This is a genomic window from Komagataeibacter diospyri (assembly GCF_006538165.1).
In the GTDB taxonomy this organism is placed as follows: Bacteria; Pseudomonadota; Alphaproteobacteria; order Acetobacterales; family Acetobacteraceae; genus Komagataeibacter; species Komagataeibacter diospyri.
Map to the genome: position 1 here is coordinate 182,498 of NZ_BDLU01000054.1, position 9,046 is coordinate 191,543.

Here is a 9,046-nt window from a genome sequence, read left to right on the forward strand (position 1 = left end):
GCGGGTGGCCCGGGTGCGGGTGGTATGGAAAGAAAAACAAGAAAGGTTGTCATGTTCAGGCGGCAGGCCCGGCCCGATCAGGACAACGACCATGGCTGTAAGGAGGCCGGTCTCTCATGCGTTCTTTGACAACATCCCCCCTGATGGCACCTGAAGGAGGTGGCGCAATGCCCACCAATATCGATACGCTGTGCATCAATACAATCCGCACGCTGTCCATGGACGCGGTGCAGAAGGCGAATTCCGGCCACCCCGGCACCGCCATGGCGCTTGCCCCCGTGGCCTATACGCTGTGGCGCGATGTGCTGAACTATGACCCGGCCAATCCGTTATGGCCCAATCGTGACCGCTTCGTGCTGTCGATCGGGCATGCCTCCATGCTGCTGTATTCGCTGATCCACCTGGCCGGTATCCGCGATGTGCGCCCCGGCGGGATCAGCAATGACCGTCCCGCCCTGACGCTGGAGGATCTGGAACAGTTCCGCCAGCTGGACTCGCTCACCCCCGGCCATCCGGAATACCACCACACCGCTGGCGTCGAGACCACGACCGGGCCGCTGGGTCAGGGCTGCGGTAACTCCGTCGGCATGGCGATCGCGGAAAAATGGCTGGCCGAACGCTACAACCGTCCCGGGTTCAGGCTGTTCGATCACCATATTTATGCACTGTGCGGTGATGGCGACAACATGGAAGGCGTCGCCAGCGAGGCTGCGTCCATCGCGGGCCACCTGAAACTTGGGAACCTGACATGGATCTATGACAGCAATCATATTTCCATCGAAGGTTCGACCAACATCGCCTTTACCGAAAGCGTGCACAAACGCTTCGAAGCCTATGGCTGGCATGTCCTTGAACTGAAGGACGCCAATGATACCGGCGACATGCGCCGCCTGCTGGCGGAAGCGAAGGCCGAGACCTCGCGCCCGACGTTGATCATTGTCCATTCCATCATTGGCTGGGGCGCGCCGCACCTTGCCGGGACGGCGGAAGCGCATGGCTCCCCGCTGGGTGTCGAGGAAATCCGCGAGACCAAGAAATTCTACGGCTGGCCGGAAGACAGAAGCTTCTATGTGCCTGATGGCGTGCCGGAGCATTTCCAGGCGGGTATCGCCACCCGTGGCGCGGCTGCGTCCAGGGCATGGGACGAGCTGTTCAGGGCCTACCGCGCCAGGTATCCCGATGAAGCGGCCCAGCTTGACCATATTTTCGCAGGCACCCTGCCCGAAGGGTGGGACAGCAATATCCCCGTATTCGACGCGGACGCCAAGGGTGTCGCCTCCCGCGCAAGCTCGGGCAAGGTGCTGAACGAAATCGCGAAGAATTACCCGTGGATGATCGGTGGCTCGGCCGACCTGTCGCCGTCGACCAAGACACACCTGACCTTCGATGGCGCGGGTGATTTCCAGCCGCCGCAGTGGGGCGGGACCTATGGCGGGCGTAACCTGCATTTCGGCGTGCGCGAACACGCGATGGGATCGATCAGCAACGGCCTGGCGCTGTATGGCATACGGGCCTACTGCTCGGGCTTCCTGATCTTCTCCGATTACATGAAGCCGCCCATCCGCCTGTCTTCGCTCATGAAGCTGCCGGTGACCTATATCTTTACCCACGATTCGATCGGGGTGGGGGAAGATGGTCCGACCCACCAGCCCATCGAACAGCTGGCCCAGCTGCGCGCCACCCCCGGCGTGACCGTGCTGCGCCCGGCGGATGCGAACGAGGTGGCGGAAGCCTGGCGCACGCTGATCCAGCTGACCGACCGGCCCAGCGTGCTGGCGCTGAGCCGCCAGAACCTGCCCACCATCTGCCGCAAGACCTATGCGCCAGCAACAGGTCTGGCAAAAGGGGCCTATGTCCTTGCAGACACCGACGGGCGTCCCGATGTCATCCTCATGGCAACGGGTAGCGAAGTCGGCCTGATTGTAAAGGCCGGGGAAAAGCTGAAGGCGGATGGCATCAAGGTGCGTCTGGTCTCCATGCCGTCATGGGACCTGTTCGAGGCCCAGTCCAAGGCTTACCGCGACAGCGTACTGCCGCCCGATGTCACTGCTCGCGTTGCGGTGGAACAGGCGGCCCAGCTTGGCTGGGACCGTTATACCGGTCTGGCGGGGGAGACGATCGTGATGCATGGCTTTGGCGCATCCGCCCCGGCGGAACGGCTGGAAGTCAAGTTTGGTTTCACGGTTGACGCCGTGGTGGCCGCCGCCCGCAGGCAGGCGGGCAAATAGGAAGAATGGACAGGCAGGCGGGACAGGACGTTCCGCCTGCCTTGTTTTTTGAAGACGCAGTATTGGCGACGCGGGGCCTGCCCGCGCTGTCGGCAAGCAAAGGAAGCACGGCATGAGTGCGCACGAATCTGGTAGCGAAAATCCGTTAAAGGAACTGGCCCGCTATGGTCAGTCCCCATGGCTGGACTTCATCCAGCGTTCCTATACCGAAAATGGCAGTCTGAAGAAGCTGGTGGATGAAGACGGGCTGAAGGGTGTGACCTCCAACCCCGCCATCTTCCAGAAGGCCATGGGACAGGGCACGGATTACGATGCCCAGATCCGTTCGGTGCTGGCGCACCAGGTGCTGGATGCGGGCGCGCTGTACGAACTGCTGGCCGTGGACGATATCCGGGCGGCAGCCAAAGTGCTGTATCCCGTCTATGAACAGACAAAGGGCGTGGACGGTTACGTCAGCCTTGAGGTCTCGCCCTATCTGGCGCGTGACACCAAGGGCACGCTGCATGAGGCGCTGCGCCTGTGGAAGGCGGTTGATGCCCGCAACCTCATGATCAAGATTCCCGGCACTGACGAAGGCGTGCCCGCCGTGCGCGCCGCCATTGCCGAAGGGCTGAGCATCAACGTCACCCTGCTGTTCTCGATCGATGCCTACAAGAAGGTGCTTGAAGCCTACATCACAGGGCTTGAAGACCGCCTTGGCCGTGGCGAGAGCGTGAAGGGTATCGCCAGTGTCGCGTCCTTCTTCGTCAGCCGGATCGACGTGAAGATCGACAAGGAAATCGACACCCGCGTGGCGAAGGGCGACAAGGACAGCGCCGCGCTGAAGGCGCTGCGCGGCAAGGTCGCGATCGCCAACGCCAAGATGGCGTACGAACACTGGAAAGCCGTGACGGCCAGTCCGCGGTGGAAAAAGCTGGCGGATGCCGGTGCCCAGCCACAGCGCCTGCTGTGGGCCAGCACGGGCACGAAGGACAAGTCGTTCAGCGACGTGCTGTACGTGGACGGGCTGATCGGTCCTGAAACCGTCAACACCATTCCCCCCGCGACATTCGACGCTTTCCGTGACCACGGCAAGGTCGCACCCACCCTGACGCAGGATGTCGAGGGGGCCAGAAAGGTTCTGGCCGAAGCCCAGCGCCTTGGCCTTGACCTTGAAGGTGTCACGAAGGTGCTGGTGGATGAAGGTGTGGCCTCCTTCGCTGATGCGTTTGATGACCTGCTGGGTTCTGTCGCGGCCAAGCAGGCGGCGTTCCTTGGCAGCAAAGTTACCTCCACCGCGCTCAAGCTGCCCGCTGATCTGCAGAAGGCAGTCGATGCCGAACTGGAGACATGGCGCAGGAAGGGCAATGTCCGCCGCGTATGGGACAGGGATGCGAGCCTGTGGACCGGCAAGGACGAGGCAAGCTGGCTGAAATGGCTGGATATCACCGATGACCAGGTGGCCGCCCTTTCCAGGTTCGAGGATTTCCAGGCGGAGGTGAAGGCGCGCGGCTTCCGTGATGCGCTGCTGCTGGGCATGGGTGGTTCCAGCCTTGGTCCCGAAGTGCTGGCGCAGACATTTGGCAAGCACGAAGGCTTCCCGCACCTGTACGTGCTTGACAGCACCGATCCGCAGCAGGTGCGTGATTTCGAGAAGAAAATCGATATCAGCAAGACGCTGTTCATCGTCTCGTCCAAGTCCGGTGGCACGCTGGAACCGAACATCCTCAAGGCCTATTTCTTCGATCAGGCGAAAAAGGTGCTGGGCGACAGGGCCGGTTCGCACTTCATCACCGTGACCGATCCGGGTTCGCACATGGAAGACGTGGCGAAGAAGGACGGGTTCTGGAAAATCTTTTACGGTGAAAAGCAGATTGGTGGCCGGTATTCCGTACTGTCCGACTTCGGCCTGGTGCCTGCCGCCGTCGCGGGTCTGCCGCTGAAGCTGCTGCTGGAATCAGCACAGCGTGGTGAGAAGTCCTGTGCCGCATCCGTGCCGCCGGTGCAGAACCCCGGTGTGGTGCTGGGGGCCGTGCTGGGGGTTGCCGCGCGTGATTTCGGCCGTGACAAGGTGACCATCATTGCGTCCCCCGGCATTTATGACATGGGCGCATGGCTGGAACAGCTGATTGCGGAATCGACCGGCAAGGATGGCAAGGGCCTGATTCCCATCGATGACGAGACCATCGGCAAGCCGGGCGTGTATGGCAAGGACCGGGTTTTCGCTTACCTGCGCCTGGCCGAAGATCCGTGTCCGAAGCAGGACGCGGCCTTCGCCGCACTGGCCGAGGCGGGTGAGCCGGTCGTCACCATCGAACTGCATGAACGCCGTCAGGTGCTGGAAGAATTCTTCCGTTGGGAATTCGCGACCGCCGTCGCCGGTGCGGTGATCGGGATCAACCCGTTCAACCAGCCCGATGTCGAGGAATCGAAGATCGAGACCAAGAAGATCACCACTGCCTATAACGAAACCGGCAAGCTGCCGCCGTACGAACCCTTTGCCAAGGACGGTCCGTTCGCCTTCTATGCCGATCCGAAAAATGCTGCGGCACTGGGGGGGGGCAAGACGGCGGATGCGATCCTGAAAGCCCATTTCGCCCGTGGCAAGGCGGGTGATTATGTTGCTCTGCTGGCCTATATCGACCGTGATACATGGACGCGCGAATGGATCCAGAAGGTCCGCCTGAACCTGCGCGATGCGCTGAAGCTGGCCACGGCCGCCGAATTCGGGCCCCGTTTCCAGCATTCCACAGGTCAGGCCTACAAAGGTGGGCCCGACACGGGCGTGTTCCTGCAGATCACGTGTGATGATGAGGTCAACCTGCCGGTGCCGGGTGAGAAATACACCTTCAGCATCGTCAAGGAAGCGCAGGCCCGTGGTGACATGGAAGTGCTGGCCGAACGTGGCCGCCGTGTGCTGCGTGTCCACATCCATGGTGAGCTGAAGGCTGGCCTTGAAAAACTTGGGCAGGATATCGCCCGCGCGGTCTGACCGCATGCTGGCCCGTCCCTTCCGGCGAAGGGGCGGGTTTTTTGATTGGGGTCATTGGGTAATGACCGCCAAAGCGGTAGGACTACGGCCCTATCCCCTCTTCCAGGAGTTTTTGATTATGCAGATTGGTATTGTTGGCCTTGGCAAGATGGGCGGCAACATTTCCATCCGCCTGACCCGTCATGGTCATGATGTAGTGGCCTTCGACCGTGATTCCGCTGTAACGGCAAAGGTGTGCGGGCAGGCCGAAGACGGTCGCTGCACCCCGGCCACCGGGCTTGCGGACATGGTGGGCAAGCTGTCCGGTCGCAAGGTGATCTGGCTCATGCTGCCCGCAGGTGAGGTGACGGAAGCGGCGGTGCAGGAACTGGGCGGCCTGCTGGGCAAGGGTGATATCGTGATCGATGGCGGCAATTCCTTCTACAAGGACGACATCCGTCGTGCTGCCGAACTGATGAAGAAGGGCATCCACTACATTGATGTCGGCACGTCCGGCGGTGTATGGGGGCTGGAGCGCGGGTACTGCATGATGTACGGCGGCACCAAGGACGCCACCGATTATATCGACCCCATCCTGTCGGCCCTTGCACCGGGGATCGGCGATATCCCGCGCACTCCGAACCGTGACAGGCCCGGCTTTGACCCGCGCGCGGAACAGGGCTACCTGCATTGCGGTCCCGCAGGGTCCGGCCATTTTGTGAAAATGGTCCATAACGGTATCGAATACGGCATCATGCAGGCCTTCGCCGAAGGCTTCGACGTGATGAAGTCCAAAAACTCTCCTGATCTGCCCGAAGACCAGCGTTTTGAGCTGAACATGGCGGACATTGCCGAAGTCTGGCGTCGTGGCAGCGTCGTGTCGTCGTGGCTGCTGGACCTGTCGGCCAGTGCGCTGGCGGGTAACCCCGATCTGTCGAACTACAAGGGCGACGTGGCCGATTCCGGCGAAGGCCGCTGGACCATCGAGGCCGCGATCGAGGAAGCGGTGCCCGTGCCCGTCATCACCGCATCGCTGTTCACGCGCTTCCGTTCCCGCACGGGCAACAACTTTGCCGAAAAGATGCTGTCCGCCATGCGCTTCGGCTTTGGCGGTCACATTGAGGGTACGAATAACTGACCTGACGCACGGTTGGTAACTGACGGGATGCCAGGATGCTACGCATGCTGGGTCCCGGCTGTTCCCGGACAAAACGACAGCGCTCAATGACTGCAACCGGAACAGCCGGGGGAAGGAATACAGGCGGAAACAGTCCAGGGACAGCAGTACAATGGAAAACATCATTGCCTCGGCGGTATCACAGGTTGGCGATCCCGGGCATGAAGCTGCGCCCCGGCGCAGCCCGCCGGGATCATTTGTCATCTTTGGTGGCGGGGGTGACCTGACGCGTCGCCTCCTGTTGCCTGCCATATACAACCTTGCCTGCGCGGGGCTGCTGGATGACGGTTTCAGCGTCGTGGCAGTTGACCGCGCCGACCTGACCGATGCGCAATTGCAGCAGAATGTCCGTGCGGCGCTGGAAGATTTCACCGCCCGCCGTGGTGCGGAAGCCGTGACATTGCGTGAAGACGTATGGGCATGGATGCAGTCGCGCATCCGCTACGTGCGTGGCGATTTCGAAACCATGCAGACCTATCAGGACATCGCCACGGTGGTGGGCACCCAGAACTGCATATTCTACCTTGCCGTGGCCGCCCGGTTCTTTGGCCCCATTGTAGACCGGCTGGGGGAATCGGGGCTGGTGCACGAAGGGCGCCATACCTTCCGTCGCGTCATCGTGGAAAAACCCTTTGGCAGCGATCTGCCTTCCGCCGTGGCGCTGAACGAACGGCTGCTGCGCACGCTGACGGAACAGCAGATTTACCGGATCGACCATTACCTTGGTAAGGAAACGGTCCAGAACATTCTTGCATTGCGGTTTTCCAACGGGTTTTTCGAACCCCTGTGGAACCGCCAGAACATCGACCACGTGCAGATTACCGCCGCCGAGACGGTGGGTGTGGAACAGCGTGCGAAATTTTACGAAGGCACCGGCGCCCTGCGCGACATGGTGCCCAACCACGTCATGCAGCTTCTGGCCATGACGGCGATGGAAGCGCCCATTTCCTTCGATGCTGATGCCGTGCGCAATGAAAAGACCAAGGTGCTGGACGCAATCCATCCCCTTTCACCGCAGGACGTGGTGCGCGGGCAGTACGCGCCCGGCGTGGTGGGTGGAAAGGAAGTGCCCGGCTACCGACAGGAACCCGGTGTTGACCCCCATTCCCTGACCGAAACCTATATGGCGATGAAGTTCCAGATCGATAACTGGCGCTGGGCCGGGGTGCCGTTCTATGTGCGCACGGGCAAGCGGCTGGCGGCGCGCAAGACCGAAATCGCCATCCACTTCAAATCGGCCCCTTATGCGCTGTTTCGTGACACGCCGGTAGACAAGCTGGCCCCCAACATCATGGTCATTCATATCCAGCCGACCGAAGGGGTGACCATGCAGTTTTCCGCCAAGATCCCCGGGCCGTCCGTGCGTCTGGGTGGTGTGCGGATGAAATTTGACTATGCCGAATGGTTCAGCGAAGGCCCGAGCACGGGGTACGAGACCCTGATCTATGACTGCATGATCGGAGACGCCACCCTGTTCCAGCGCGCGGATAATATCGAGGCCGGATGGCGCGCCGTGCAGCCGGTTCTGGACTGGGGGCAGGACGCGCGTTTCCTTGATTTTTACGCCGCTGGCAGCGAGGGGCCGGAAGCGGCCGACGCCCTGCTGGCCCGTGATCACCGCCACTGGCTGAAGATTGGATGATGCCCATGCCCCAACCCGTTGCCCCCGCAGGCGGCGTTCGCCTTGTCGTATCCGATATTGACGGAACCCTGATTACGCCGGAACGCAGGCTGACCCCAGCCGCCCGGCAGGCGGCGGACGACGTGCGGGCGGCTGACATCCGGCTGAGCCTGGTCAGCAGCCGCGCGCCACGCGGCATGATGCAGTTTGTCAGGGAACTGCGCATCGATACCCCCATCGCGGGGCTGAATGGCGGGCTGATCTGCGATCCCGATGGCACCATCCGCGAACGGCTGTCCCTTGACCCCGAAACGGCCCGGACGGCGGTCGAATTCCTGATCGCCCACGGGGTCGAGCCATGGCTGTTCATCGGTCATGACTGGCTGGTGCGCCGTGATGACACGCCGCAGGTCCGTCATGAACGCGACGTGGTGCAGACCACCCCGGTACAGGTGGATGATTTTGCCGGGCATTATGAAAATGTCGGCAAGATCATGGGGGTTTCAGCGGATCCCGCCACCCTGCCGGGAGTGGAACGCAGGCTTGCGGACCTGCTGGCTGGCAAGGCGAGTGTACACCGGTCCTCGCCTATTTACCTTGATATTACGCATCCGCAGGCGAACAAGGGCTATGCGGCAAAAGAACTGGCAAAACTGCTGGATATTGATATCCGGAATACTGCGTGTATCGGGGATATGAACAATGACATCCCCATGCTGAAGGAAGCCGGGGTCAGCATAGCCATGGGCAACGCGCCCGATAATGTGAAGGCCCATGCCCGTTTCGTGACGCGATCCAATACGCAGGACGGGTGGGCTTTTGCCATGGAAAGTTTTGTACTGCCCCGCGCATAGGCGCGCGGCACAGAAGGAGAGGCACCATGCCCCAGGACGCAGCCGGAACGCCCGCCAGCCAGATCAGACTGGTCCTGGCCGATGTGGATGGCACCCTGGTCACGAAGGACAAGATCCTGACACCCCGCGCAATCCGGGCGGTCGAGCGCCTGCGTGAACGCGGTATCCTGTTCACCATAACCAGCGGCCGCCCGCCCAGGGGCATGAAGATGGTCA

Annotated in this window: 6 protein-coding genes; all 6 read left to right on the forward strand. The window is 61.6% G+C overall.

Annotated elements, in window-relative coordinates; all coding sequences use genetic code 11:
- The first annotated feature begins 116 nt into the window (after positions 1-116).
- Positions 117-2,228 (forward strand): transketolase, encoded by a 2,112-nt coding sequence (gene tkt / locus MSKU9_RS12860; protein WP_141261797.1) that lies wholly within the window; start codon positions 117-119, stop codon positions 2,226-2,228.
- Between the two features lie 112 nt (positions 2,229-2,340).
- A complete protein-coding gene (locus MSKU9_RS12865) occupies positions 2,341-5,199 on the forward strand; it encodes a bifunctional transaldolase/phosoglucose isomerase (RefSeq protein ID WP_141261798.1) in 2,859 nt (952 codons plus the stop codon).
- 118 nt (positions 5,200-5,317) lie between these two features.
- The gene (gnd, locus tag MSKU9_RS12870; RefSeq protein WP_141261799.1) at positions 5,318-6,316 is read left to right on the forward strand and encodes a phosphogluconate dehydrogenase (NAD(+)-dependent, decarboxylating); all 999 of its coding nucleotides are present in this window, start codon (positions 5,318-5,320) and stop codon (positions 6,314-6,316) included.
- Positions 6,317-6,467: 151 nt separating this feature from the next.
- Positions 6,468-7,997, forward strand: a complete 1,530-nt coding sequence (gene zwf / locus MSKU9_RS12875; protein WP_141261800.1) for a glucose-6-phosphate dehydrogenase — start codon at positions 6,468-6,470, stop codon at positions 7,995-7,997.
- Positions 7,994-8,830 carry a Cof-type HAD-IIB family hydrolase gene (locus MSKU9_RS12880; protein WP_141261801.1) on the forward strand — a complete coding sequence of 279 codons (837 nt, stop codon included), beginning with the start codon at positions 7,994-7,996 and terminating at the stop codon, positions 8,828-8,830. The genes zwf and MSKU9_RS12880 overlap by 4 nt, the downstream gene beginning before the upstream one ends.
- Before the next feature lie 26 nt (positions 8,831-8,856).
- A partial coding sequence (locus MSKU9_RS12885; RefSeq protein WP_154670678.1) for an HAD family hydrolase occupies positions 8,857-9,046 on the forward strand: 190 nt, incomplete at its 3' end.